General features: G+C 38.0%; 31 protein-coding genes and 5 tRNA genes. 11 read left to right on the plus strand and 25 right to left on the minus strand.

The features are described from left to right. From OXPF_RS19690 to OXPF_RS19695, 3 genes are all read right to left on the minus strand, one after another. Nucleotides 1-2,505, minus strand: a complete 2,505-nt coding sequence (locus tag OXPF_RS19690) for a DNA methyltransferase (protein WP_054876926.1) — start codon at nt 2,503-2,505, stop codon at nt 1-3. Beyond that, nucleotides 2,502-2,654 (minus strand): Lar family restriction alleviation protein, encoded by a 153-nt coding sequence (locus tag OXPF_RS22215; RefSeq protein WP_152967816.1) that lies wholly within the window; start codon nt 2,652-2,654, stop codon nt 2,502-2,504. Before OXPF_RS22215 ends, OXPF_RS19690 begins: the two co-directional genes overlap by 4 nt. A 178-nt stretch (nt 2,655-2,832) precedes the next feature. Next, entirely contained in the window at nt 2,833-3,102 is a 270-nt protein-coding gene (locus OXPF_RS19695; protein ID WP_054876927.1) for a hypothetical protein, read from the minus strand. 149 nt (nt 3,103-3,251) lie between these two features. Here OXPF_RS19695 and OXPF_RS22680 point away from each other — a divergent pair, with 149 nt between their 5' ends. Next, nucleotides 3,252-3,413, plus strand: a complete 162-nt coding sequence (locus OXPF_RS22680; protein WP_160317271.1) for a hypothetical protein — start codon at nt 3,252-3,254, stop codon at nt 3,411-3,413. On the opposite strand, the gene OXPF_RS22685 is transcribed toward OXPF_RS22680, so the two are convergent. Continuing rightward, on the minus strand, nt 3,407-3,580 hold the full coding sequence (locus OXPF_RS22685; RefSeq protein WP_160317272.1) for a hypothetical protein: 174 nt from the start codon (nt 3,578-3,580) through the stop codon (nt 3,407-3,409). The genes OXPF_RS22680 and OXPF_RS22685 overlap by 7 nt on opposite strands. 74 nt (nt 3,581-3,654) lie before the next feature. Between OXPF_RS22685 and OXPF_RS19705 the strand changes: the two genes are divergently transcribed. Further along, a complete protein-coding gene (locus OXPF_RS19705) occupies nt 3,655-3,843 on the plus strand; it encodes a hypothetical protein (protein WP_054876929.1) in 189 nt (62 codons plus the stop codon). Between the two features lie 35 nt (nt 3,844-3,878). Here OXPF_RS19705 and OXPF_RS22690 read toward each other — a convergent pair whose 3' ends face one another. From OXPF_RS22690 to OXPF_RS19720, 5 genes are all read right to left on the minus strand, one after another. Continuing rightward, nucleotides 3,879-4,040, minus strand: a complete 162-nt coding sequence (locus OXPF_RS22690; RefSeq protein WP_160317273.1) for a hypothetical protein — start codon at nt 4,038-4,040, stop codon at nt 3,879-3,881. Between the two features lie 82 nt (nt 4,041-4,122). Next, complete coding sequence (locus tag OXPF_RS19710) at nt 4,123-4,413, minus strand: hypothetical protein (protein ID WP_054876930.1); 291 nt, start codon at nt 4,411-4,413, stop codon at nt 4,123-4,125. Nucleotides 4,414-4,459: 46 nt separating this feature from the next. Next, nucleotides 4,460-4,621: a hypothetical protein gene (locus OXPF_RS22695; protein WP_160317274.1), complete on the minus strand. Its 162-nt coding sequence runs from the start codon at nt 4,619-4,621 to the stop codon at nt 4,460-4,462. Between the two features lie 77 nt (nt 4,622-4,698). Next, entirely contained in the window at nt 4,699-4,992 is a 294-nt protein-coding gene (locus tag OXPF_RS19715; RefSeq protein ID WP_054876931.1) for a helix-turn-helix domain-containing protein, read from the minus strand. An 11-nt stretch (nt 4,993-5,003) separates the two neighbouring features. Continuing rightward, a complete protein-coding gene (locus OXPF_RS19720) occupies nt 5,004-5,234 on the minus strand; it encodes a helix-turn-helix transcriptional regulator (RefSeq protein WP_054876932.1) in 231 nt (76 codons plus the stop codon). Nucleotides 5,235-5,455: 221 nt separating this feature from the next. Between OXPF_RS19720 and OXPF_RS19725 the strand changes: the two genes are divergently transcribed. The 3 genes from OXPF_RS19725 to OXPF_RS19735 are packed head-to-tail and all read left to right on the plus strand — an operon-like array spanning nt 5,456 to nt 7,340. Then, nucleotides 5,456-5,833 (plus strand): helix-turn-helix domain-containing protein, encoded by a 378-nt coding sequence (locus tag OXPF_RS19725; RefSeq protein ID WP_054876933.1) that lies wholly within the window; start codon nt 5,456-5,458, stop codon nt 5,831-5,833. Nucleotides 5,834-5,861: 28 nt separating this feature from the next. Then, entirely contained in the window at nt 5,862-6,149 is a 288-nt protein-coding gene (locus OXPF_RS19730; RefSeq protein ID WP_160317275.1) for an ImmA/IrrE family metallo-endopeptidase, read from the plus strand. A 39-nt stretch (nt 6,150-6,188) separates the two neighbouring features. Next, nucleotides 6,189-7,340: a tyrosine-type recombinase/integrase gene (locus OXPF_RS19735; protein ID WP_054876935.1), complete on the plus strand. Its 1,152-nt coding sequence runs from the start codon at nt 6,189-6,191 to the stop codon at nt 7,338-7,340. A 75-nt stretch (nt 7,341-7,415) separates the two neighbouring features. Here OXPF_RS19735 and OXPF_RS19740 read toward each other — a convergent pair. From OXPF_RS19740 to OXPF_RS19780, 9 genes are all read right to left on the minus strand, one after another. After that, a tRNA-Cys gene (locus OXPF_RS19740) sits at nt 7,416-7,490 on the minus strand. 3 nt (nt 7,491-7,493) lie between these two features. Continuing rightward, a tRNA-Gly gene (locus OXPF_RS19745) sits at nt 7,494-7,569 on the minus strand. 49 nt (nt 7,570-7,618) lie between these two features. Continuing rightward, nucleotides 7,619-7,694, minus strand: a tRNA-Phe gene (locus OXPF_RS19750). 3 nt (nt 7,695-7,697) lie between these two features. Further along, nucleotides 7,698-7,774, minus strand: a tRNA-Asp gene (locus OXPF_RS19755). Between the two features lie 5 nt (nt 7,775-7,779). Beyond that, a tRNA-Val gene (locus OXPF_RS19760) sits at nt 7,780-7,855 on the minus strand. 127 nt (nt 7,856-7,982) lie between these two features. Beyond that, the gene (gene hslO / locus OXPF_RS19765) at nt 7,983-8,870 is read right to left on the minus strand and encodes an Hsp33 family molecular chaperone HslO (RefSeq protein WP_054876936.1); all 888 of its coding nucleotides are present in this window, start codon (nt 8,868-8,870) and stop codon (nt 7,983-7,985) included. Nucleotides 8,871-8,887: 17 nt separating this feature from the next. Continuing rightward, nucleotides 8,888-9,622: a class I SAM-dependent DNA methyltransferase gene (locus tag OXPF_RS19770; protein WP_054876937.1), complete on the minus strand. Its 735-nt coding sequence runs from the start codon at nt 9,620-9,622 to the stop codon at nt 8,888-8,890. A 138-nt stretch (nt 9,623-9,760) separates the two neighbouring features. Then, nucleotides 9,761-10,048: an alpha/beta-type small acid-soluble spore protein gene (locus tag OXPF_RS19775; RefSeq protein WP_054876938.1), complete on the minus strand. Its 288-nt coding sequence runs from the start codon at nt 10,046-10,048 to the stop codon at nt 9,761-9,763. Nucleotides 10,049-10,093: 45 nt separating this feature from the next. Then, entirely contained in the window at nt 10,094-11,242 is a 1,149-nt protein-coding gene (locus tag OXPF_RS19780; protein WP_054876939.1) for a M20 metallopeptidase family protein, read from the minus strand. A 236-nt stretch (nt 11,243-11,478) separates the two neighbouring features. Between OXPF_RS19780 and OXPF_RS19785 the strand changes: the two genes are divergently transcribed. From OXPF_RS19785 to OXPF_RS19805, 5 genes are all read left to right on the plus strand, one after another. Then, complete coding sequence (locus OXPF_RS19785; protein ID WP_054876940.1) at nt 11,479-12,246, plus strand: DeoR/GlpR family DNA-binding transcription regulator; 768 nt, start codon at nt 11,479-11,481, stop codon at nt 12,244-12,246. 238 nt (nt 12,247-12,484) lie between these two features. Further along, complete coding sequence (locus OXPF_RS19790; protein ID WP_054876941.1) at nt 12,485-13,474, plus strand: aspartate-semialdehyde dehydrogenase; 990 nt, start codon at nt 12,485-12,487, stop codon at nt 13,472-13,474. 58 nt (nt 13,475-13,532) lie between these two features. Next, complete coding sequence (dapA, locus tag OXPF_RS19795) at nt 13,533-14,420, plus strand: 4-hydroxy-tetrahydrodipicolinate synthase (protein WP_054876942.1); 888 nt, start codon at nt 13,533-13,535, stop codon at nt 14,418-14,420. Nucleotides 14,421-14,426: 6 nt separating this feature from the next. Further along, entirely contained in the window at nt 14,427-15,188 is a 762-nt protein-coding gene (gene dapB, locus OXPF_RS19800; RefSeq protein ID WP_054876943.1) for a 4-hydroxy-tetrahydrodipicolinate reductase, read from the plus strand. An 82-nt stretch (nt 15,189-15,270) separates the two neighbouring features. After that, nucleotides 15,271-16,434 (plus strand): aminotransferase class I/II-fold pyridoxal phosphate-dependent enzyme, encoded by a 1,164-nt coding sequence (locus tag OXPF_RS19805; RefSeq protein WP_054876944.1) that lies wholly within the window; start codon nt 15,271-15,273, stop codon nt 16,432-16,434. 218 nt (nt 16,435-16,652) lie between these two features. On the opposite strand, the gene OXPF_RS19810 is transcribed toward OXPF_RS19805, so the two are convergent. Further along, a complete protein-coding gene (locus OXPF_RS19810) occupies nt 16,653-17,189 on the minus strand; it encodes a cob(I)yrinic acid a,c-diamide adenosyltransferase (protein WP_054876945.1) in 537 nt (178 codons plus the stop codon). Nucleotides 17,190-17,363: 174 nt separating this feature from the next. On the opposite strand from OXPF_RS19810, the gene dapD reads away from it, so the two are divergent. After that, complete coding sequence (gene dapD, locus OXPF_RS19815) at nt 17,364-18,101, plus strand: 2,3,4,5-tetrahydropyridine-2,6-dicarboxylate N-acetyltransferase (RefSeq protein ID WP_054876946.1); 738 nt, start codon at nt 17,364-17,366, stop codon at nt 18,099-18,101. A 19-nt stretch (nt 18,102-18,120) separates the two neighbouring features. On the opposite strand, the gene OXPF_RS19820 is transcribed toward dapD, so the two are convergent. The 6 genes from OXPF_RS19820 to OXPF_RS19845 form a co-directional block, all read right to left on the minus strand. After that, nucleotides 18,121-18,759 carry a single-stranded DNA-binding protein gene (locus OXPF_RS19820; RefSeq protein WP_054877259.1) on the minus strand — a complete coding sequence of 213 codons (639 nt, stop codon included), beginning with the start codon at nt 18,757-18,759 and terminating at the stop codon, nt 18,121-18,123. Between the two features lie 94 nt (nt 18,760-18,853). After that, a complete protein-coding gene (locus OXPF_RS19825) occupies nt 18,854-20,032 on the minus strand; it encodes a Mur ligase family protein (RefSeq protein ID WP_160317276.1) in 1,179 nt (392 codons plus the stop codon). A 167-nt stretch (nt 20,033-20,199) separates the two neighbouring features. Next, nucleotides 20,200-20,970 carry a polysaccharide deacetylase family protein gene (locus tag OXPF_RS19830; RefSeq protein WP_054876948.1) on the minus strand — a complete coding sequence of 257 codons (771 nt, stop codon included), beginning with the start codon at nt 20,968-20,970 and terminating at the stop codon, nt 20,200-20,202. Nucleotides 20,971-21,098: 128 nt separating this feature from the next. Further along, on the minus strand, nt 21,099-21,641 hold the full coding sequence (locus OXPF_RS19835; RefSeq protein ID WP_054876949.1) for a hypothetical protein: 543 nt from the start codon (nt 21,639-21,641) through the stop codon (nt 21,099-21,101). A 69-nt stretch (nt 21,642-21,710) separates the two neighbouring features. Continuing rightward, a complete protein-coding gene (lgt, locus tag OXPF_RS19840; protein WP_054876950.1) occupies nt 21,711-22,478 on the minus strand; it encodes a prolipoprotein diacylglyceryl transferase in 768 nt (255 codons plus the stop codon). A 30-nt stretch (nt 22,479-22,508) separates the two neighbouring features. Continuing rightward, nucleotides 22,509-23,588, minus strand: a complete 1,080-nt coding sequence (locus OXPF_RS19845; protein ID WP_054876951.1) for a polysaccharide deacetylase family protein — start codon at nt 23,586-23,588, stop codon at nt 22,509-22,511. Nucleotides 23,589-23,651 lie beyond the last annotated feature (63 nt).

The following is a 23,651-nucleotide window of genomic DNA, read 5'->3' on the forward strand; positions in this document are numbered from 1 at the left end:
CTAAGCCTCCTTTAAGTTTAAAAAATCAAACAATGTAGGCATGTCCACTTCCATGTCGGCAGCCTTAAGGTACCCTACGCCGTCCCTGAAATAATCTGTATTTAACTCTATACCATAACCCTCCCTGCCCATTTTCACGGCCGTAACAGGTACTGTCATAAGTCCGCCGAATGGGTCACATACAATGTCCTCCTTGTTGGAGTAACGGTTTATAATCCTCTCAACTATATCTATCTGTAGTGGGCATACATGCATTTGCAGTCTCTTTTGGCTCTGGGATGTGTTAAGTGTTTTCATCCTGTTAATATCATCCCAGATAGTATCATCCCAGCTGCCCGGAGCGACTACCATAAAGGATGCAGGAAGTTTCCCATCAAAATCAAGTTTTTTTGCAAGTTCCACATGCTCTTTATAGTTATATACTGTCCCCCGGCTATATTTGCGGTATGCAGCCTGCAGTTTATCAACCGGCATAGCCTCTAATTCTGCTTTTGTTAGCAGCCTGTCTCCGGATGTCCTGTAAAAAGAGTGAGCATCTATCTGCCATTGTGCCCTGGTGTATTCTTCTTTTGTTTTCGTTACAGGCTCATCCGCATAGGCCTTTGATGTGTCGCTTGGGAGCTTGCGGAAAAGCAGGATATATTCCGGGCATCCAACACCCATTTTAGAACCATCCTTGCATTGCTCACTCCATCCCAAGCGGTATGTCTGGTTATTCTCCCTCACAACATCTGTTAATACTGTAATGCGCCCCATATACCTAAAACCATGCTTGATAAAGTGGAAAACTGTTAAGTCGCTGAATGGGTCTAATGTCGGCATACCGTCACCTGTGGCATTGCCAAAGAGTATCCTATCTTTTACATGTATGGCTGCTATCCTGCCCGGCTTTAAGGTCCTGTAACACTCCGGAGTTAAATAATCCATTTGCTTAAAAAAGTTATCATTTCCCGGATTATGTCCAAAGTCATTGTAGCTTGCAGTATACTCATAATGGTTACCAAAGGGTATTGATGTATGTATCAGGCCGAAATAATTATCCGGTACTTGCTGCATTTCAAGGATGCAATCATTATTCACGGCCATAAAATGTTTGCCTTTAACTTCCGTTCTTTTCACCCCCATTGTTCTTTTCAATTTTTCAATTAAGTTTGTATTTGATAAGCCATATTTACGGATAATCTCCGTCATCTTAGCTGTCAGGTAATCATGTTGCTCCCACTTTTTAAGCAAAGCCTGCAGGATTTGCCGCTCACTCTCGGTGGATATGATATCTATGATGACCTGCTCAGTTTGTAAAAATCGGTATATCCTGTGTATGGCCTGTATAAAGTCATTAAACTCATAGTCTATGCCTGCAAATATTGCCCTGTGACAATGCCGTTGGAAGTTACAGCCTTGGCCGGATATTTCTTTTTTAGTAGCAAGCAGCTTTGTTTTGCCGTTTGAAAAGTCAATTACTCTTTTCTCTCGTATGTCGTAATCCAAGCTGCCGTAAACCTCCACAGCCTCAGGCAGAGCCTTTTTTATAGCATGTCGTTCAGCCTCCAGGTCATGCCAAAGTATAAAATGTTCATCCGGATTGGCATTTACTATCTCCGCCATTTTAGCCACTCTGGAGCCTATGCTTTCCCTTTTCTCCCTTGCTTCATCTTGCAAGGATAAAGCCGCATCTCTTATAAGCTTTACCTGACCGTCTTTATCGGTACCTGCCGTTGTATGATCCACAGGTATTTCATGGTATCTTATATTAAGTGGAGGCAAGTCATATCCCTCATCTGAGTATCCTAAATCTGACGGCTTGGTTATAAATAACGCCCAGCTACTCACCCATAGCCAGAATTCGTTTTCCTTGTGCGGATATAGGGTTAAATTATTGGCCTTGGTGCTATCACGCTGAAAGAACCGTGTTAAGGCTTGCCCGGTATCCATGATTTCAAGGAACCCTGCATAATGAATAAGCTCTTTGATTTTATTTGGTGAAGGTGTTGCCGTTGATACAAGCTTAAAAGGCACACCTTTAAATTTATTTAGAAAAGTCTGATATGTCTTGCTGCCATAGCTCCGTAATACGGATGCTTCATCCAGGGATACAGCCGTAAAGTATTTTGGGTCAATGTCCCCATCCCTTACGCGCTCATAGTTTGTCATAAGTATAGGTGCATCTGTGGATTTAACCTCTGCCATTGTACGGACATACACAGGAGGGTCAATCCTTAAAAGGTGTACTGCATCGTGTGTAAATTCCTGCTTTACTCCAAGCGGTAAGATTATAAGAGCCTGCCCCCCCATACGTTTAACAATAATGCGGCACCACTCCAGCTCCTGAGCTGTTTTACCTAAGCCGAAAGCTTCAAACAGTCCTCTTTTGCCGCCCTTTACAGCCCATATAACTGCATCCTTTTGATGTGGCTTAAGTATCGGATTTACTTCATCCGGTGATATTTCAAAGCCTGTATCCTTAGCTATATCTATTTTTGATTGTAAAAATTCAATATAATTCATTCTGCCCTCCTATTCCATGCTGCTATTGATTCCTCAACTGTCTCCTTTATGGCACTTGATAACCCACATTCGGGGCATATCACATAGCCCCACTCGTTAAGTTCTGCAGGAGCTCCACAGCATGGGCACGGTTTTAAATCTGTATCCATAAGTCTTATTCCTCTAAAAAGTTTGATTTTTTAAAACTTTTGATTTATAATAATTTTGAACTCTTTACATAGCCCTCTTAGATGGGGCCTTTTTTATTGCTCTTAAGCCTTCCCATGTCGGCTCCCGGCCTGATGCACTGCAAAAGTCAATGTAAGCTTTTAACGCTCTTATGCTCAATCAAATCACCGCCTCGCATTTATCAACTATCTCCTGCACTGTTTTTTTGCCAAGCAATCTTACTAAGGCTTTAACCAGACTCTCTCCCGAAAAGGAGCGTAGAATATATAACACTGCATGGTCCACATTAACCCATTCCACTTTATCACCGCCTTTCACACTTTCTTTTTTTCTGCTCCTGCACCTTGGGCAGACATAACCGGATTTAGGGACCTGCTGATATATGCTTATATTCCAGTGCTTTTTACAGCATGTACAGCGTGCGGTCATATTGAGTACCTCCTTTGAATTTTATATACTTGTCCATTCTTATCATTGATGGTAATATTTTTAAAAGGATGGTGTTTAATGTGTATTTTTATAATAGTAAAATTGGTTTAATGCAAATAAATCTAGATAAAGTAACAAACAGATTCATTTTGATTATTAATAACGTTTGTTACGGCACTTATCACTCAGCTAAAGCAACTGCAGATGATGTATATATTCATACCACTAGTTGTGACGAATGGGATATGCTGGATGGTGAAGTATATAATGTGCCTGATGATATAAACGGATGGGTTAAAAAACTTTACTGATTATCCGATATTTTCCTTATATGATGCATTATCCTTATCGCATCGCCTAAAGCATAGATTGCTACTGTATCAACTGTTTCTCCACTTTTAACTTTTTCAAGTGATTCTTGTACATAATCAAGATAGGTAAGTATAAAAGCCTCAATTTTTTCATTTATTTTTTCCACTCTCATCACCTCCTACATTTCTCTGTTTCTTAACTCCCTCAAATGGTAAAATCTATATTAAGGGAGGTGTACAATTGAAAGATATAAATAAGTTAGATTATGAGTTAATATCAATAATAAATAATTTAAAACATACTAACGTATCAACAAATTCTGCTTACAATGCTCCTATTGATAAGCAAAACCTAGAAAATTTAAAGTTAGAAATAGCAAACGCTTTGACCGACTTTAAAAATGCAATCATCAAATATTTGTCAGAATAATTACTGGTGCCGTTAGTAGCAGCTGACGGCATCTTCTATTTTGAACGTATTACACAATTTATAAGATTGCAGATCTGATTTACTATGTTAATCGCATTATTTACTTTTAATTCAATCTGAATGTTGGCATTTACATTATCTGACTGCAAGTTCTGTAAAACTTTAATTTGCTCATCTATCACTGTTTTATGGTCCATTCCCTCACCTCCTTAAATGGCTTGTACACCGGTAAAGGCTTACATTCCAAGACTTTTTACAGTTTGTGCAACGCGTGGTCATTTAGATGCCCTCCTTTGGCCAAGATAAAATCAAGTCTCCTATTTCATATGCGGCCTTAGTATTATCTAAATAGTCAATTATAACAATTTCTGGATTACTGCTAGTGTAGGCTACTAATCGTTCTCCTTTAAAAAAATCTAAGTAACCATTATTTACTTCAACGCTGTCAGGATAAGCAATTACGCATCCTTTTCTTGTTGATAGACGGATTTTTGGCATGCCGTATTTTTCAATATTTTCTTTAATTTCATCAATGGTTAAGGTTTCTTCCTGTTTCTGCTGTTCAGCCATTCTTTCACCTCCTTCTAGGCTTGTACATAGTTAGCTTATTAAGGCCTTACGCCTTTCTTTCGCTTCTTAGTTTGTTCATCAAGGCTTCTAACTGTATTGGCGTTAGCATTCTTTTGAGGATGTCGAGTGTAATCCTGGCTTGTGTGTCCTCAATTTCTGCCATTGCATCCGGATTATCCGGATATTCAAAAATTACTTTTATTGCCATGGTCTCTCCCTTTCACTCATATTTGAAGATTAGGATGTTATTATTTGCTACATATTATTCATACTGCTTGTACATTTTTATAAAGCAGCATCTGCTTCTAAGAAAGTTTTATGTACGTCTTTAAGCAACTTTTTAAGTATGTCCATCTTTTTAGTAAGATTTTCAACTTCCCCCTCGAGCTCAATTTCCTTTGATGTTTTGCCATACTTTAAAAAATTGGTATACTCATCTACATCCCTTTGGGAGCACCTTAGTTCGTTGCCGACGAGGAAACCATTTAATTTTTTCCTCTCAAATTCTTTTTTTATAGTTACAGTGGTTACATTAAACATTGCAGCAAGTTCTTTAGCTGTATAATATTTGAAGTCCACATCATCACCGCCTATGCACTTTTATATTCATTGCCAAATATCTCCTTTATGTCCACCCCAAAAGCAGCAGCTATTACCTTCTGACTGTCTCTCCTGGGGCATACTTTGCCTTTTTCCCAATTCCAGTATGCCTTCTGATTTGTTTGGCATTGTTCCGCTGCTTCTATCTGGGACCATCCTTTAATGGTCCTTAATATTTCAAGTTTTTTATTCCAGGCTAATCCCATAAATAGTTCATTCATTTTTTTATCACCTCTTTTAATTTGCTTTATTTAGCTTAGTTTTATTTTACGTAATTAATTACGTAATTACAACAATACACATACGTAATATTACGTCATATTGTGTCATTTAAAGAAATTACTGCATTGATTTCATTATTTATCATAAAATTACGCAATTTTCTTGACTATTTAACGTTATTTACGTATAATTACTTTATTACGATTAATAGGTGGTAGTTATGTTTGATAAGAAGGAAATTGGAAAAAAAGTAAAACAAGCTAGAGAAATTAAGAGTGAAAAAATTGGTTATAAGTTCACAGGGCTTATGTTGGCTAATGAACTTGGTCTGTCTAGGAGCTATATTGGGGATATAGAAGCTGGCCGCTCACCTGCCCCAAAAGAAGTTTTAAATAAAATAATAGAAATATGTGGATTGCCGCAAAATTATTTTGATGAGGATGATTTCCGTTCTTTCTCTATAACAGATGACGATGAAATAAATCAGTTAGAGCAGGAATTTAAATTAATGTTTCACAAAATAAAAAAGCTTTCATCAAGCGATAGGCAAAAAATATTAAAAATGATTGATATATTTGAAAAGGAGAACAATGAATAAAACGATTATTTATGAAGTAGCTTGTTTTATGAGACGCTTGGAAGAAGATAATTCTATCAGAATTACTTTTGAAAAGTTAGATAGTATTTATGGATTGCTTTATAAAGGTCTTAACGATAAATATCTTATTGTTATTAATTCAAATTTATCACCCGAAAAACAACTCGAAACCATATGGCACGAATCGAAACATCTATATTCCCATGACATGGAAGAAGGCGATATGGAAGTAATAGAGAAGGAGGCTGTTGAATTTAGTAAATATGCTTTAGAATACTCACCCGAAGTTTTATCCGAATGTAGAAATGCTTGGTAATTTATTTCTGTCCTGAATCTGTCCTGGAAGGAGGGTAAAATGTCAATACGTAAAATAGAAGAAGGATACTATGTTGAGGTTTATCTTGGAAAGGATCCTTTAACCGGAAAAAAGAAGCGAAAAACAAAAACATGTAAAACCTCTAAGGAGGCTAAAGCTTTTGAAGCTAAATGGCTGACGATGAGTGCAAATGGAGAAATAGAGTACGGAAGCAAAATGACGCTCAGTGATTACCTCGATTATTGGTATAAATCTTATGTATTGGTGCAATGTGCCTATCAAACTCAAACCAGATATACTACATTTTGTAACTGCATTAAAAATCATATAGGGCATATAAAAATTGATAAATTAGCACCGCCAATAATACAGCAGTTTTATAATAATCTGTTGGGGGAAACTAAAAAATTAAAAAACGGTACTGTAATTAACAGATATGCTCAAGGTACCGTTTTAAAAACCCATAAAATGCTCCATTTAGCCCTAAAATGGGCTGTAATCTGGCAGATGATACGTATTAACCCTACAGATAATGTTTCGCCTCCTAGTGACGATAAGAGAGAAATAGAAGTTTGGTCACTGAATGAAATAAAAATTTTTATGGATTTTATCAAGGATAATGCAAAATTTTTTAATGCAGTTACTTTGGCATATAGTACCGGCATGAGAGAAGCCGAGATATCCGCTCTTAAATGGGATGCAGTGGACTTCAATAGTCAAATTATAAAAGTAAAGCATAGCATGGTTGAAAAAAAGGGCGGTGTTTTAGTGCCTGAAACACCAAAAACTAAAAATTCCAAGAGAAATATACCAATCGACACCGTAACTATGGAATGGCTAAATAAATTGAAAGCTGCTCAGGAGGATGCATCAAAGGTAAATCATATAGACTATGAATATGTTTGCTGCTGGGAAGATGGCAGGCCATTAAGACCTCAATATATAACAAAGACATTTTCAAAGTGTGTTCAGTCCTGCAGCGATAAAGTAAAGACAATTACATTCCACGGTTTAAGACATACACATGCAAGTCTGCTGTATGATATCAAAGAAACAAGCAATGTAATATCTAAAAGGCTTGGTCATGCCCGGACATCTGTAACAGATGATATTTATATCCACATTAAAAAGGATGCAGAGAGAGCTGCGGCAGATAAGTTAGGACAGATTTTTAAGATTGGACAGATTTAGGACAGATTTGCATTTTTGAGCAATAATTTCTCAAAATAAAAAATCCCCGAAACATTTGATGTTTCAGGGCTTCTCTGGAGGCGACACCCAGATTTGAACTGGGGAATAAAGGTTTTGCAGACCTCTGCCTTACCACTTGGCTATGTCGCCACATGGAGCGGGAAACGGGGCTCAAACCCGCGACCTTCGCCTTGGCAAGGCGACGCTCTATCAACTGAGCTATTCCCGCATATTAGGATAGGGATACATTATGTAATATGCTTCCTCTATCATTAAAATGGTGGCCAGAGTCGGAATCGAACCAACGACACGTGGATTTTCAGTCCACTGCTCTACCGACTGAGCTATCTGGCCATATGGCGACCCAGAAGGGGCTCGAACCCTCGACCTCCGGCGTGACAGGCCGGCACTCTAACCAACTGAGCTACTGGGCCATATGTGGTGGGAACAATAGGGCTCGAACCTATGACCCTCTGCTTGTAAGGCAGATGCTCTCCCAGCTGAGCTATGCTCCCACATATCGCATACATTTGTTTCAGCGACATAAATTAGTATATAATATCTAGTTAGCAAAGTCAACAACTTTTATAGCAAAATATTTTATTAAAATAAGTATCCCCTAACCCCTGGATTTTAGTACATTTATTGGTTAAGACCCGATTCCTTAAGCTCGCGAATATCCTTTTGCGAGAAATGATATTTTGTATTGCAGAAATGGCAAACCACTTCTGTTTCTTTTTCTTCTTTTTCCATGCTTTCAAGCTCCTCATGCCCCAGGCTTAAAAGAAGCCTTTCAACCTTTTTCTTGCTGCAGTCGCATATGAATTCAGGCTCATATTCCTCCTGAATTTTGGGGTCCATTCCATCCAAAAGCTCAGCTATAATATCCTCCGCCTTTCCGCCATCCTTTATCATCTGTGTTACGGGAGGTATTTCATCTAAGCGGAACTCCAATATGTCTCTAGTAAATTCGCTGGCCTCAGGCATAGCCTGGATCATGAATCCTCCGGCAGCAACAACAGAATTGTCGGTATCAACTAAGACTCCTAATGCTACGGCAGAAGGCACCTGCTCGGAAGAAGCAAAATAATATGTTATATCTTCGGCTATTTCTCCTGAAATTATGGGCACATAACCTACATAAGGCTCTTTTAACCCCAAATCCCGAATAACTGTCAAGCGCCCGTCTGTACCTACAGCTCCGCCTACATCCAGCTTTCCTTCCGCATTAAGGGGACGTGCTATATTAGGATTTGATATATATCCTTTTACATTGCCTTTGTTATCGCTTACTGTAACGATTTGGCCGGCTTCTCCTCCGCCGTTTATCTGCACCGTTAATCTGTCCCTGTCATTTTTAAGCATTGTTCCCATCATGGATGCTGCAGTCATCATTCTACCTAAAGCTGCCGACGCCACGGGGGTGGTATTATGTATTTTTCTGGCTTCCTCAACTATCTGTGTGGTTATGGCAGCAAAGAATCTTAATTCTCCACCCGCAGCAGTCCCTCTTATTATCCTGTCTTTCATTATGTACCCTCCATCTATTATTTCTTGCAGCAAAAGGAAATCCTTTCGGAATCATCCTTTGCCCTATAGTATGTGTAAGCTTCGTTCATTTCTATGGAAGCAAATCCTGCTTCTTTAAGCATTCCTTGTATTTCATTGCTTTCATATATCTTTTCAGTATGAAATTCTTCAAACCTCCTATATAATATGCCTTCCCTTATAAAAAAGGTAATAAAAAATTCCACTGTTTTTTCATCGGTTAAATTATTTTCCCAAATATATGCCGCATCTTCTTCGTTATAAGTAAAGGTATTATTGCCGATTATGTTTTTTAGTTTATAAGAAGAATTTATATCAAATATAAAAATGCCAGTATGGCTTAAATGATTATATACCCATTTAAAAATTTGAATTAGATCTTCTTTATTAGTTATGTAGTTGATGCTGTCACACAAGCATATGACGGCATCAAACTCATCTTCTACATTGATGCTTCTCATATCCTGATTAAGAAATCTTATTTTCAGCCCTGCATCCAGTGCTTTTTTGTATGCTATTGAGAGCATTTCATCTGATAAATCAAAAGCAGTAACATTATACCCTAATTGCGCCATATTTACAGATATACTTCCTGTGCCGCAGGCCATCTCAAGTATTTTTTCAGCTTCTGAATTATTGCTTTTTATCCTGCCATGGATGTGGCTGCTCCAGCCTTCATAATCAATATCGCTCATCAGCATGTCATAAATTAAGGCAAAATCCTCATATTGCACGCGTTTCCACCCCCTGAAATCCACTATCATTATAGCATGCGAACTGCGTTGAAGCATGTTTTAATGATTCCTACCTTGCGGCAATGCCGCATAATATTCAGGAATCATTATAGCATATCTTAAAAAATATACCTACCTCTACCAGGTAGGTATATTGCCGCTTTTCATGTCATCGTCTCTTCTTTCCTTATTGCGCCTAGTCATAATTCCTCCTATCCTTCCTGTCTCGCTTGCCGTCAAGCCGCTCCAGCCTAATTGCCTTACCTTATCGTCAAGTCCCAGTTCCTTTGCAATTTCATACTTTTGCTTTTCTCTGGCTATTTCTTCTTCGGACAGAGGCCTGTTTGACTTTATCTTTGCCTTAATTACCTTTTTAAAAGGTGTCTTCTTTACAAGCTTGGCATCCAGGAAATCGTAGTATCTCATTATACTACCCCCTCTAAATGAGTAGTATATGGAATTATGCTAATTTTATTCTTTATCAAGCATCTCTAGTATTGAGCTGAATATATCAATGGCATTCAGCAATATTCTTTCATCAAAATTGAACTTGCTGTTATGAAGAGGATGGGTAAAACCCTCATCTTCATTTCTGCTTCCCAAAAGGAAGAAGAGCTGGGGAGCAATTTCCCTATAATATGAAAAATCCTCGGATATCATTAGAGGTTTTACAACTTCCACATTCTCCTCTCCAGCGGCCTTAATTAACATATCAAACAGCCTGGCATCATTTTTGACTTCAGGATACATATCCCGAATCTCTGTTTCTATTGTGCAGTCGTTTGCCTTTGCCAAACCATCGCAGAACATGTTTATGCTATCCTTTATGGTACTGTATACATCTTTGGAAAAAGCTCTGATTGTACCCTCTAAGGTTACTTTGCCCGCAAGTATGTTCCTTGCCTCTCCCCCGTATATTTTCCCTAAAGTTATAACTGCATTTTCCCTTGGGTCTATCTTTCTTGAAATTACTGTCTGCACCGCCTGTATTACCTGGGATGCAGCAATAACAGAATCTATCCCCGTATGAGGAAGTGCCCCGTGGCCTGATTTTCCTTTTACATGAATATCTATTTCTCCGTTCCTTGCGGTGATTGGCCCAATACAGCAGCCTATTTTCCCCTGCTCTATTTCAGGATAAATGTGCATGCTAAGTACTGCCTTTATGTTGAATTTATCAAGTACCTTGCTCTTTAAAATTACCTCCGCTCCTCCCGGTCCTTCTTCTGCAGGCTGAAATATCAATATAACGGAATTATCCAAGCTCATTTTTGAATTTACTATTGTATAAGCCAGCCCCAACAATGACGCCACGTGGCCGTCATGGCCGCATGCATGCATTAACCCGGGAATCTTTGAGCAATAGGCCAAATCATTTTCTTCCTTCACTTCCAGGCAGTCCATATCCGCTCTGACTGCGACTGAGGAATTACCTTTCTTACCTTTGATAACGCCTATAATACCGGTCTTAGCAATGCCTTCTATAACTTCTATACCAAGTTTTAATAAATATTCTTTTATGTATTTTGATGTTTCATATTCCTCAAAGCCCATTTCTGGGTTCATATGGATATGCCTTCTTATATCTGTTATTTCCTTTAAAAGTATATCGTCTCTCATTAATTCCATCTCCTGGCTTTTCTGCCATAATAAATATACCACAATAGTAGCATAGCCTATTATTTGGTGTCAATTCAATGAAAATTCACATAAATTAATATATCCCGAGCATCTTTATTGACATCCGCTTTTCAAACTGTTATTGTTAATATGAGCAAATTATTAGCAGATTATTAGCATAAATTTGTAATCACTTTTGCATAATAGCGAATATACTATATAGGGAGGTGATGGAAATGCTGACTGAAGAGAGGAAAAAGAAAATACTGCAAATGATTGATAACGACGGCATTGTCCAGATTCAAAGCCTTGCCGATAATTTTGATGTTTCAATTTATACAATACGAAGGGATTTGGCGGACTTAGAAAAGAAAGGCCTGCTTAAAAAAACCCACGGCGGTGCCGTTAAGGTGGAAAAAGCAATGTGGCTCCCAACTGTTGAAGAAGGCATGAAGGAAGCAGCAGCCGAGAAAAAAGCCATAGCAATGAGAGCCTCGAAATACATAGAGGATGGAGATACCATTTTTTTAATGGGAAGCACCATATCCCATGCAATGGTACCTTTAATATGCGATATGAGATTGACTGTGGTCACTAACTCCCTTGATGTGGCAAAGATTATATGCAGCTATGAAAATATCGAAACCATTATAATCGGCGGTAAAATCAAAAATTATAAAGGAAATATTTTAGGAAGCAGTGCTGTTTACGAAATGGAAAAATACAGTCTGGATAAAGCCTTTATCCCCTGTGCCGGTGTCCAGGCAAAAAAAGGCATAACCACATCCACCATCGATACTGCTGATTTTACAAGAGCGGTAATTAAGGCATCGGATGAAAATATTCTCATCACCGATTACAGAAAAATAGGACGTATAACCTTTTCAAAAATCTGCAATATTGATCAGATACAGCGCCTTATTACAGATAATAAAGCCGACAAAAATGAGCTTGATGAAATAGCCAGAACCGGTGTCAGTATAGATATTGTTGAAACGTTTTAATAACGTACTTATTCAAAGGCCTCCGAACTGCTACAAGTCCTAGTACCTGTGGTTTTGGTATCTGATTGCAAAGAGCTTGCCGGCCCCAAAGCCGTCCTGGTTTTGACGGCCGCGCTCGCCATAAGTTGGTGATATTCAGCTGACAAGTACACAGACTTTCCGCAATGTTCTACTGCCTTTAATAAGTACACCAGATAAAGTTTAAATGCATTTACAGAAAATAGAAGGAGGTAAGGGAATGAAAAAAGTTAATGTTGCCGTGGTAGGAGCAACAGGAATGGTAGGAAGAAAGATGCTTCAGGTTTTGGAGGAAAGGGATTTCCCCATAGAAAATCTGTACATGTTTTCATCAAAGAAATCTGCCGGTCAGAAAATAGTATACTGCGGCAAGGAATACACAGTGGAGGAATTAACCGAGACCTCCTTTGACAGAGGTATTGATATAGCACTGTTTTCTGCAGGCGGCTCCACAAGCCTTCAGTTTGCGCCCATTGCTGCTTCAAAGGGAACTGTAGTAATAGATAACAGCAGTGCCTGGAGGATGGATGAAAGTGTTCCTTTGGTAGTTCCCGAAGTAAACCCAGAGGATATAAACTGGAACAAGGGAATAATAGCAAACCCCAACTGTTCAACAATACAGGCAGTTGTGGCATTAAAACCCCTTCACAATTCCTACGGAATAAAAAGGATTGTATATTCAACATACCAATCAGTATCGGGAGCCGGAGTTTCGGGATATTCTGATTTAGAGAACGGCTACAAAGGCGATGCGCCAAAGAAATTCTTGTATCCAATTGCCGGAAACTGCCTGCCTCATATAGACAGCTTTTTAGAAAACGGATATACAAAAGAAGAAATGAAGATGGTAAATGAAACCAAGAAAATCCTTCACGATGACAGCTTGAGGATAACTGCTACAACTGTAAGGGTCCCTGTATTCTACAGCCACAGCGAATCAATAAACGTTGAATTAAATAAAGACTTTTCAGTTAATGAAGTTAAAGAGCTTTTAAGGAGGAGTCCTGGAATTGTTCTTCAGGATGACCCTGAAAATAACCAATACCCAACGCCCCTTTACACTGCGGATAAAGACGAAGTATATGTTGGCAGGATTAGAAGGGATGAAAGCTTAGACTATGGTTTGAACATGTGGGTAGTTGCAGACAACATTAGAAAAGGCGCTGCCACAAATGCAGTTCAGATAGCCCAGCTTCTCTTAAATAGATAATCACGTAAAAATACGTGATTAAACAGTAACTTTATTAAAAATCGAAAGGATGGAATTTATGAGTCTTTTTACCGGTTCCGGAGTAGCCATAATAACCCCCTTTACAGAAGATGGAGTTGACTTTAAAAAATTAGAAGAGCTTTTGGAATGGCATGTAGCCGAGAAGACTGACGCCATAATAGTATGCGGTACTACAGGCGAAGCCTCCACCATGAGCTTGGATGAAAGAAAAGCAGCAATAAAATTCACAATAGATGTTATAAATAAAAGAATACCTGTTATCGCAGGTACCGGCACAAACAACACAAAAGCTTCCGTTGAAATGAGCAAATGGGCGGATGAAAATGGCGCTGACGGGCTTTTGGTCATAACCCCCTATTACAATAAAACAACTCAGCGGGGCTGTATTGAACACTTCAAAGCAATAGCAAAGGAAGTTACAAAGCCCATAATAATATACAATGTACCTTCCCGTACTGGCTTGAATATACTTCCCGAGACTTTATTCGAGCTCGTATCAGTGCCAAATATAGCGGCTGTAAAAGAAGCCAGCTCCGATATAGTTCAGATCACAAGGATTGCCCAGCTTTGCGGCGATAAGCTTGACATATATTCGGGAAACGATGACCAGATTGTTCCCATACTGTCTATCGGAGGAAAGGGCGTAATATCCGTAGTTGCAAATATCCTGCCAAAAGACACTCATGATATGGTGGCAAAATACTTCGAAGGCGACTTAAAAGGCTCATTAGACTTACAGCTTAAGATGTTTGATGTTATTAAGGCATTGTTCATAGAGATAAATCCCATACCGGTAAAAGAGGCACTTAACCTTATGGGCAAAAATGTAGGCGGGCTTAGACTCCCCCTTGTGAATATGTCGGAAAAGAATCTTGAAATATTAAAGAAGGAAATGATAGCTTACGGAATCGGCATCCAGAGGTGATTATAAATGATAAGGATATTATTGAACGGGTGTAACGGAAGAATGGGCCAGGTGGTATCAGGGATGGTTAAAGATGATGAGGGTATAACCATAGCTGCAGGTGTAGATACCACTCCTGACAGGTTTACAAACGATTATTCCGTGTATTCGGCCTTAAATACGGTAAAAGAAAAAGCGGATGTTATAGTTGATTTTTCAAACCCAAAGGGCTTGCCTATATTATTGGCATATGGTATAGAAAAGAAAATTCCCATGGTCATATGCACAACCGGCCATAGCCCTGAAGATAAGGAAAATATTAAATCGGCATCAGAAAAGGTTGCCATATTGACCTCAGCCAATATGTCCCTTGGCGTAAATCTTTTATTGAACCTTGTTAAGCAGGCTGCAAAGGCATTGGAAGAAAACTTTGACATAGAGATAATCGAGAAGCATCACAATCAAAAGATAGATTCCCCAAGCGGTACTGCTTTGATTATTGCAGATACAATTAACAATGCATTAAAAGAAAAAAAGGAATATGTATATGGCAGGCATTCAAAGACGGGCAAGAGAACCTTTCAGGAGCTCGGAATACACTCAATAAGAGGCGGAAATATCGTAGGAGACCATTCGGTAATATTTGCAGGTGCAGGAGAAGTTATTGAAGTTAACCACTCGGCGTTATCCCGGGATGTATTTGCCGTAGGTGCCATAAGGGCGGTAAAATACCTATATAATAAGAAGCCCGGATTTTATAACATGGACGATGTCATCATCAATAAGTAATTGCTTTATATATGAAATTTAAGTATAATTTGGGGGAGCAAACACTCCCTCAATTTTTATTAATTCAAAGAGGATGATTAATATGGATATTGGAAATTTAGTATCAGATAAAGTATCAGCTATAAAACTATCCCCCATCCGACGTTTCTCAAATATGGTTAATAATGTGCCCGGTGCTTTGACCCTAACCATCGGACAGCCTGATTTCAGCACTCCCGAAGAAGTTAAAAATGCAGGTATACAAGCCATAAAAAATGATATGACAACCTATACCGCCAATCAGGGATATATGGATTTAAGAAAAGAGATTTCTAAGCTTGTAAAAAACAATTACAACCTCCACTATGATCCTGCTGATGAAATTACCGTAACGGTAGGAGCCAGCCAGGCTATTGATGTCATATTAAGAACCATCATCAATCCCGGTGATGAGATATTAATCCCTTCTCCAGGATATGTGGCATATGAAGCTTGCATAAGCCTTTCAGGAGGCAAACCGGTATTCGTTCCTTTAAAGCCCGAGGATGGCTTTAAATTAAAAGCACAAACCCTTAAAGAATACATTACACCAAAAACCAAAGCCTTGCTCCTCTCCTACCCCTCCAATCCTACAGGAGCGGTAATGGATGAGGATGATTTGATAAAATTAAGTGAAGTTATAAAGGGCACCCACGTTGCAATAATTTCAGATGAAATATACAGCGAGCTTACCTACGGCAAAAAGCATTTCTCCATAGCTTCCATTGATGATATGAAGGAGAGAACTATTGTCATAAACGGATTTTCCAAGGCATACTCGATGACAGGCTGGAGACTTGGTTATATACTTGCCCCTAAAAAAATAATGGAGCATATTGTAAAGGTACATCAATACAATGTTTCCTGTGCACCCTCGGTAAGCCAAGCGGCAGGAATTGAGGCCATAAGAAGCTGCGATAAAAACATAAAGGAAATGGTAACCGAGTACGATAAAAGAAGGACTTACTGTCACAACAGGTTAAAATCCATGGATCTTGACTGCTTTGAGCCTTTAGGTGCCTTTTACCTTTTCCCCGAGATTAAAAAATTCAACCTGTCTTCCGAGGAATTCTGCACCCGCCTTTTATACGAAGGAAAATTAGCTGTAGTTCCCGGCTCGGCCTTCGGCGGATACGGAGAAGGTCACTTAAGAATATCATATGCCTATTCCATGGATATTCTTGAGGATGGTTTAAACCGCCTCCAGAAATTCATATCAAAACTTTGATAAAAAATTGGGTCTGTTGCCTTTCAAACAACGTAATGAGCATTGTGGGAGTTCTCTGTAAGTTCTTGGTGACGCTGCCGCAGAAAATACTTAGAATTTTTGATTGTTTGAGCGGTAGGAAGTTTAAAAATTCTTGTGTTTTCAAGGCAGGGAGCCTTAGAACTTGCAGAACTCGAACATAGCGAATGTAATGTTTAAAAGGCAACAGACCCTTGCTATTAAAACTCTATACCTTTTCTTGCCGGTATTCCCTTGCTGTAATAATGTTTTATCTCCCGCATCTCGGTTACTAAATCTGCGGCAGCTGCTATTTCATCAGGAACATTGCGTCCTGTCATTATCAATTCCATCTTCTCGGGTTTGCTTTTTATAAATTCCAAAACTTCTTCTACATTTAACAGCTTATTTCCTAAAACTCCCATTATCTCATCTAAGATTAAAACATCACATTCCTGCTTTTTAATTACATCCTTACAGAATTCAAAAGCCTTTTCAATTTCTTTCTTCAATTGAGCTTTTTCTTCATCACTTAAAGTATAGAAAAAACCTGCCGGTTTTTCAAATCTGAATATCTGAAAATCCGGAGACATTTTTTTAACAGAAGTCAGTTCGCCAGTAGTCCCTGATTTTAAAAACTGAACCATGTATACCTTAAGTCCGTTTCCTGCAGCTCTAAATGCCTGTCCTAATGCAGCAGTTGTCTTACCTTTTCCTGAACCTGTATAAACCTGAACGAGCCCCTGCTTAAGTTCCATAACTTTCCTCCTTTTAAGTTGCTCTTTTGCTCTTATTCCTTATAATAATCAAATATATAATACAATAAAATTATTATTCTGTATATATTTTATATAATTGACATTATTACAATACAATGTTATTATAATCAAAAAATAAAACATAAGCTGTATAAAGGCAAAGGAGCAATTGCAATGGATAATTTAAACTCTAATATCGACGAAAAATACGACTTAACAGATCCTTATGAAATTGCACGGTACATAAAGGAAGCTAAAAAATCAACTCCGGTTAAGGCTTACGTTGATGGTGCTCTTAATGGAATTGACCTTAAGGATTTAGAAGTATACGGTAATAATAATTTTTGGATACTATTCGGCGAAAGCGACACTGTAGCATCCATAATTGAATCTAATAAAGACAAAATAAAAAAATACACCATAGAAAATGACAGAAGAAACTCAGCTATTCCCCTGCTTGATCTTAAAAAGGTTAATGCACGTATTGAACCTGGTGCTGTTATAAGAGATAAGGTTAAGATAGGAAACAATGCGGTAATAATGATGGGTGCAGTTATAAATATAGGTGCTGATATAGGCGACGGAACAATGGTTGATATGAATGCCGTAGTCGGCGCCAGAGGAAAGCTGGGCAAAAACGTACACTTAGGCGCAGGTGCCGTAGTGGCAGGCGTACTAGAGCCACCCAGCCGCACTCCTGTTATAATAGAAGATAATGTACTAATTGGTGCAAATGCGGTAATATTAGAGGGCGTCCATATAGGCGAAGGTGCGGTTATTGCAGCCGGTGCCGTGGTAACAAAGGATGTTGAGTCCGGAACTGTAGTTGCAGGTGCTCCTGCCAAGGTAATTAAATTCGTTGATGATAAGACCAAGGATAAAACTAAATTGCTTGATGATTTACGCAAATAGTAATGTGAAAAACCGGCAGTTATTCTGCCGGTTGTATTTCTTCTTCAACCTTTTCCATTTTTGATATGGAGACTTCGTAAGCTGTCTTGGTTATTACTTCTGCCTCCCCTAATTTCTTTTGATATTCCCTGCTTTGGATTCTTCCCCATATTCTAACATGATCGCCAACATTTAATTTTTCCGAAAATCTTGCATTTCTTCCCCATGCAATTGCCGGTATGTAATCTGACTTATTATAAGGCCTATTGACTGCTACGAGCATATCAGTGATTTCTCTTCCAAAGGGGGTAGTTCTATAGACAGGTTTTTTACATATGAATCCATCGAGATAAATTTGATTGGGATTTTTTGTCCTCTCTCCATCAAAGCTTACATCCCTGGCAAATATAGTAAGGATGAGCCTGTTACCTCCGTCGGTATACTTGTTATAGGATCTTAACTGTCCCTCAACTATGACATATTTCCCGATAGTAAGTTCAACACCATCGATGAGCCTCTCGGATATTGTAATTGGTAGTAGGTCTGCCACGTCACTTAAACGGCCAACATTGATATTAAAATTGTAGAATCCCTCTCCATACATTTCATGGCTAAACTCCGGTTCCGATGCTATACTCCCTTCTACATATGCCTTGTTTGAGGTTATAACATTATCCACCATAACCCTCTCTCTCCCTTCGTATTTCTACGTTAATAAATCTAAGATATACTTATTCACATTTCTCTTCTTTTATGAGGGTTTTTAAAATATTTTATAAGTTCTTGATTAAGGAATTTCTGTCCAGAATACGTTTATCCAAGATTTCCGTTAATTTTTCCCTTAGTACGTCAAGATGATTACTGCAAAAAAAGGCTAGCAAATCATTAGTTTCTAAAAGTCCAATTATTTTTTCGATACTGTATTCTGTGGCTTCCCATAGCAAAATATCAACATCGTTTTTTAAAAAACTCTCTCCCCATAGTTTAATTAGGTCTAAATCATCTGAGTCTAAATTGTATTTAAAAATGCTTATGTTCTTAATTTTCAATGTCTGAATCCACGCTCCTATTGATCCCAGCAATTTCTCTTTAGGGGCATTATTTTCGGAATTGAAATTAAAACATAAGTGCATTTTTTCATATGAGATATTCTGGATAGCCTCAAAGCCTGTTTCAAAACCCAAGAGTGTATCGCATAAATTATCCACTACTTTAAAATCATTGTTGCTGTATATTGTCCTTACCCCGCTTGTGATTTTCAAGTTGCCATCCATGATGCTCCGTATATTATCCGGACTTATTCCGCAAAAAAGAGCTGATGTTACAGCAGCCATCCCGTTGTATACGTTGTGCTGCCCTACTGCTTTTAATGTAACGGGAATCTCCATAGGTTCTATTTCTTTGCCGTTAAGAGTGGAAATGGATCTTTGCAGACAATAACAAAATTCAAGCTTGTCGCCATAGTCTATGCTGGAGGCGGTAACGGTAGATTTGCTTCCCAATCCATAGGTGATGAGATATGTATCATTGAAGAACATATTGTTTTTCCATATGTCATCATCTGTGTTTAAAATGAGTATTTTAGAATTATGCAATGAATTTATAAGTCTTTTGATTTTGTCCATTCCTTCGGCACTGTATTCGTATGAATCTTCGGATATACCACAGTTTATAAGTATATCAAACCTGATATCATAAATTTCATGGCATTTTAAAAGCTCATCGTTAATCTCAAGTATAATAATATCATTATATTCCAATTTTATTAACCTTTTATATAATTCAATATTCGTCATGATTCTTTGAGAGCTTGCCTGTTTCTTGTCATTTATTGTTGCTATTGATACTCCCGTACTATTAAATATTCTGGAAAGCAGGTTACATGTCGAAGTTTTTCCATTAGATCCAAAAATTCCTATAGTTATAATTCTCTTATTAGTATTCAAAGACAATATAAGCACTCCCCTTGCAGTCTTGATATTATTAGAGTATACAGTATGTATTTTTTTATTCCACGGTAAAGCAAGAGCTCCTTGAAAAGAAGCCCTTGTTTTATTGTTGCACAAACCTAGATCTCCGGGATAAGCTAGCAATCTTTGATGCTTTAACGGTGGAGATTTTATTTCAGGGACCTTTGCCTCCCTGAATTGTCTATATAATAATTATCTTTTAAGAGAAGCTCTGTTACGGTAATAAATTTGTAACCCTGTTTTCTTAAATCCTCTATTATAGAAGGCAATGCCTCCACTGTATTTTTGCTTTCACAATGAAACAATAATATGGAGCCGCTGCCAATGTTTTTTATAACCCTTTCATGGATATCCTTATGTAAAATACCCGTCCAATCAAAGGAGTCAACATCCCATTGTATGGTGTTATATCCCAATTCATTTGCTGTTAATATCACCCTTTCATTATATTCACCATAAGGCACACGAAGTAAGGAAGTCTTTATTCCCGTCACTTTTAATATCCTATCTTCCGTGTCTTTAATTTCCTTGATTATGCTGCTCTTTGATAAATTAGTCAATGCTACATTTGTTGTTGTATGGTTGCCTATATCATGACCATATTTATAAATATATTCCGCCTCATCCGGATACTTGCTTATCCAAGCGCCGGTCAGAAAAAAAGTTGCTTTAATATTATACCTTTTAAGAATATCGATGACTTCCTGAGTATATTCTGCACCCCATGCCACATTAAAGGTCAAAGCTACTCTCTTGTCAGGCACATCCACGCTGTATATAGGCATATTTTTTTCATTGTTTATGAATGCTCCTATATCCTCTTTTCCCGGACCCTTAGCGTAAAAAAAAGCTGCTGCCGCCAAGACAAATGCCATAATCAAAGCTGTCATATACTTTTTTCTGATATATAAAACCTGCAAAAACATTCCTCCACTTTCCTTGATTTGGTATATGTATATTGCCGGCAGTCTACTTTTATAACATCAACTATCGCCTCTTAATTACAATAAAAAAGATGCAGAATTAATTTTCCGCATCTGTCTTTATTCTAGATATCCTTTTCTATATTATCTATTAAAAAGCTATCCTTATCTTTAATCAGATAAAAGTTCAGCTGGTACTGGGAATCCATTCCCTCATCCTCCAGCCTTATAAAAGCCATATAATTACCATCCTCTTTTGCTATATTGCTTATCAATACGAATTTTAGAGCCGGCTCATTATCACGAGCTTGTACCAAAAACGGGTCGTCTTTTAGCACTTCAATAAATTGTTCTGAACAATAAGAATACAGGGTATCCAAATCTCCTGAATACTGAGCCCTTATGAAATTAAGAACAAGATTGGCAATTTCATTTCTTTCATCCTCTGTCAGGGTATCCTTATATTCTTCAATTGCATCGGCATTTACCTCAAGCTTGTCTTTAAGTTCATCGTTCTCCTGACTGAACTTGATAAGCTCTTTTACTATGGGTATATCCGGAACATATTTTACTGCCATTGCAGGAGAAACGGCAATAATCGTTGAAAAAGAAGTACTTATTAAAAACAGTACGAGCAATGTATAGAACAAAAACTTATTTATTCTCATGTTTCACACCCCTTTATAACCTATAAAGAATTATAACATAAGTTTCCAATAAAATTGCCTAAAATAGCATTAAATTTTTCTTAATTGGACTTTCCGCAGAATGACAATACCCGTTATACCTAAAAGAATGAGTACTATGCTGGTGATTTGAGCAGTCCTGAAGCTTCCTATCATAAGGCTGTCCGTCCGTAAACCTTCGATGAAAAATCTTCCTACGGAGTAAAATATTATGTACAGCATAAATGTTTCGCCTGTGACTTTGCTCTTTCTTCTGTAAAATAAAAGTATTATAAAAATCGCAAAATTCCATAAAGATTCATAAAGGAAAGTGGGATGATAATAAACTCCGTTTATATACATCTGTTCCTGTATGAATTGAGGAAAGCGGCTTATGAATTCCTTGCTTACGGCACCGCCATGGGCTTCCTGATTAAAAAAGTTTCCCCATCTCCCTATGGCCTGGCCTAAAATCATACTTGGGGCGCATATATCGGCGGCTTTGAAAAAGTCCGCTTTTTTTATTCTGGTATAGATTATGGCAGCGAGGACGGCAGCAATTATTCCTCCATGTATAGCCAAGCCTCCCTGCCTTATATCTATTGCCTCCAATAATTTGTCCTTATAATAATTCCATTCAAAAATAACATAATACAGTCTGGCCCCTACAATTGCCGAAGGCACACATAAAAGCACTATATCATAGATAATGTTTTCATCAAATTTAACCCTGCGGCTCTCAATTATAGCCAGTATTGTTCCTATAAACATACCTGATGCAATAATTACACCATACCATCTTATTTCCAAACCGTTAATACTGAATGCAACCGGATCCATAAAAATCCTCCTAACTTCATATTGTTGTTTCTAATATAATATCAGTTCTTTGTCTTTTACTGAGTCAAGATTAACTTTTTCCTTATTATCTTTAGGCAGTGCAATGGTCTTAGGATTTCCATCACTTATATATCTCTCTTCGGGGTGTGTATCAAAATGCTTTAACCAATCATACATACCCGTCCCTGAGGTATTCATCTCGCTGGCTCTGACCCTTGGAAGAGCCTGGGGGGTAAAATCACTGTTATTGGGGGCCGGTGCAGGATTAGAGCCTACTAAAAGCACGGCATCATTTTTGTATTTCGTGCCCTCATATTCACCGGCTGCAATTAATCCCCGCAATGTTTCATCTTTAGGCCTGCTTCCATAAGGCAGTGCAAGGCTGTTTACGTTATAGCCGGGCAGATACTCAGCAGTTGCTTTTATATTTAAGGCAATCTGTTTTTGTATCCCCTCTGCATCCATCTTTCCTAACATCTCATGGGTATAACTGTGGTTTCCTATATCGAAGCCATTTTTGACAAGGTATTCATACTTATCTTTAATCAATTCCCTTTGACGAAAGGGAACTGGATAATAAACATAAAAAGTAGCTTTGTTTCCGAACTCGGGTTTGTCTTTGGCAAAGTCCATCATAATAGATACTGCGCATTTTCCATCTATCTCATACTTGCCGTTATTTTCTATATAATTAAACTGATTTTTAAGTCCATCGTCAAAAGTGATTACAACCGGCGTATATCCTGCCGGCGTATTTATGTTGTTGTTTATATAATCATTCAAGCTTATAGTTCTGTAGCCTTTTTGATAAAGTATATCCAAATCCTTTCGGAAGTTTTCCCGTGTCCTTACCCATTCGCTTTCAGTGTCCCCTACTCCATGATACATGAGAATCATTATTTTGCCGGCTTCGTTTGCTTCTATTTTATTATAATCAATGCTTTTTTCCTCTTGGGATATATTCCCTATTTCTTCCTTTTTTATATCCTCATTTTTGTTTTGTTCTGTTTTAACTTCAACCTTATTTTCTTCAGGAATTTTTACTTCTCTGCTGCAGCCTGTTACAATGAGCAGTACTGCAAGCACTGCAGTCAAAATCCTTAATCTCATGTAATTCTCCTCCTTAAGTGTTACTTTGAACGCCGCCAGGTAATCATCGTTACTTATAATTTT

Source organism: Oxobacter pfennigii, from assembly GCF_001317355.1.
Taxonomy (GTDB): Bacteria; Bacillota; Clostridia; order Clostridiales; family Oxobacteraceae; genus Oxobacter; species Oxobacter pfennigii.

Bases quoted from the DNA above. Each gene is read 5' to 3' on its own strand.
- dapB (WP_054876943.1), top strand. From the start codon at position 14,427: ATGATAAGGATATTATTGAACGGGTGTAACGGAAGAATGGGCCAGGTG.
- lgt (WP_054876950.1), bottom strand. From the start codon at position 22,478: ATGGATCCGGTTGCATTCAGTATTAACGGTTTGGAAATAAGATGGTAT.
- dapD (WP_054876946.1), top strand. From the start codon at position 17,364: ATGGATAATTTAAACTCTAATATCGACGAAAAATACGACTTAACAGAT.
- OXPF_RS22215 (WP_152967816.1), bottom strand. From the start codon at position 2,654: ATGGATACAGATTTAAAACCGTGCCCATGCTGTGGAGCTCCTGCAGAA.
- OXPF_RS19695 (WP_054876927.1), bottom strand. From the start codon at position 3,102: ATGACCGCACGCTGTACATGCTGTAAAAAGCACTGGAATATAAGCATA.
- OXPF_RS19835 (WP_054876949.1), bottom strand. From the start codon at position 21,641: ATGAGAATAAATAAGTTTTTGTTCTATACATTGCTCGTACTGTTTTTA.
- OXPF_RS19805 (WP_054876944.1), top strand. From the start codon at position 15,271: ATGGATATTGGAAATTTAGTATCAGATAAAGTATCAGCTATAAAACTA.
- OXPF_RS19720 (WP_054876932.1), bottom strand. From the start codon at position 5,234: ATGAATGAACTATTTATGGGATTAGCCTGGAATAAAAAACTTGAAATA.
- OXPF_RS19845 (WP_054876951.1), bottom strand. From the start codon at position 23,588: ATGAGATTAAGGATTTTGACTGCAGTGCTTGCAGTACTGCTCATTGTA.
- OXPF_RS19785 (WP_054876940.1), top strand. From the start codon at position 11,479: ATGCTGACTGAAGAGAGGAAAAAGAAAATACTGCAAATGATTGATAAC.
- OXPF_RS19790 (WP_054876941.1), top strand. From the start codon at position 12,485: ATGAAAAAAGTTAATGTTGCCGTGGTAGGAGCAACAGGAATGGTAGGA.
- OXPF_RS19725 (WP_054876933.1), top strand. From the start codon at position 5,456: ATGTTTGATAAGAAGGAAATTGGAAAAAAAGTAAAACAAGCTAGAGAA.
- OXPF_RS19730 (WP_160317275.1), top strand. From the start codon at position 5,862: ATGAGACGCTTGGAAGAAGATAATTCTATCAGAATTACTTTTGAAAAG.
- dapA (WP_054876942.1), top strand. From the start codon at position 13,533: ATGAGTCTTTTTACCGGTTCCGGAGTAGCCATAATAACCCCCTTTACA.
- OXPF_RS19810 (WP_054876945.1), bottom strand. From the start codon at position 17,189: ATGGAACTTAAGCAGGGGCTCGTTCAGGTTTATACAGGTTCAGGAAAA.
- OXPF_RS19775 (WP_054876938.1), bottom strand. From the start codon at position 10,048: ATGAGATACTACGATTTCCTGGATGCCAAGCTTGTAAAGAAGACACCT.
- OXPF_RS19710 (WP_054876930.1), bottom strand. From the start codon at position 4,413: ATGGCTGAACAGCAGAAACAGGAAGAAACCTTAACCATTGATGAAATT.
- OXPF_RS19690 (WP_054876926.1), bottom strand. From the start codon at position 2,505: ATGAATTATATTGAATTTTTACAATCAAAAATAGATATAGCTAAGGAT.
- OXPF_RS22690 (WP_160317273.1), bottom strand. From the start codon at position 4,040: ATGGACCATAAAACAGTGATAGATGAGCAAATTAAAGTTTTACAGAAC.
- OXPF_RS22695 (WP_160317274.1), bottom strand. From the start codon at position 4,621: ATGGCAATAAAAGTAATTTTTGAATATCCGGATAATCCGGATGCAATG.
- hslO (WP_054876936.1), bottom strand. From the start codon at position 8,870: ATGAAAGACAGGATAATAAGAGGGACTGCTGCGGGTGGAGAATTAAGA.
- OXPF_RS19780 (WP_054876939.1), bottom strand. From the start codon at position 11,242: ATGAGAGACGATATACTTTTAAAGGAAATAACAGATATAAGAAGGCAT.
- OXPF_RS19735 (WP_054876935.1), top strand. From the start codon at position 6,189: ATGTCAATACGTAAAATAGAAGAAGGATACTATGTTGAGGTTTATCTT.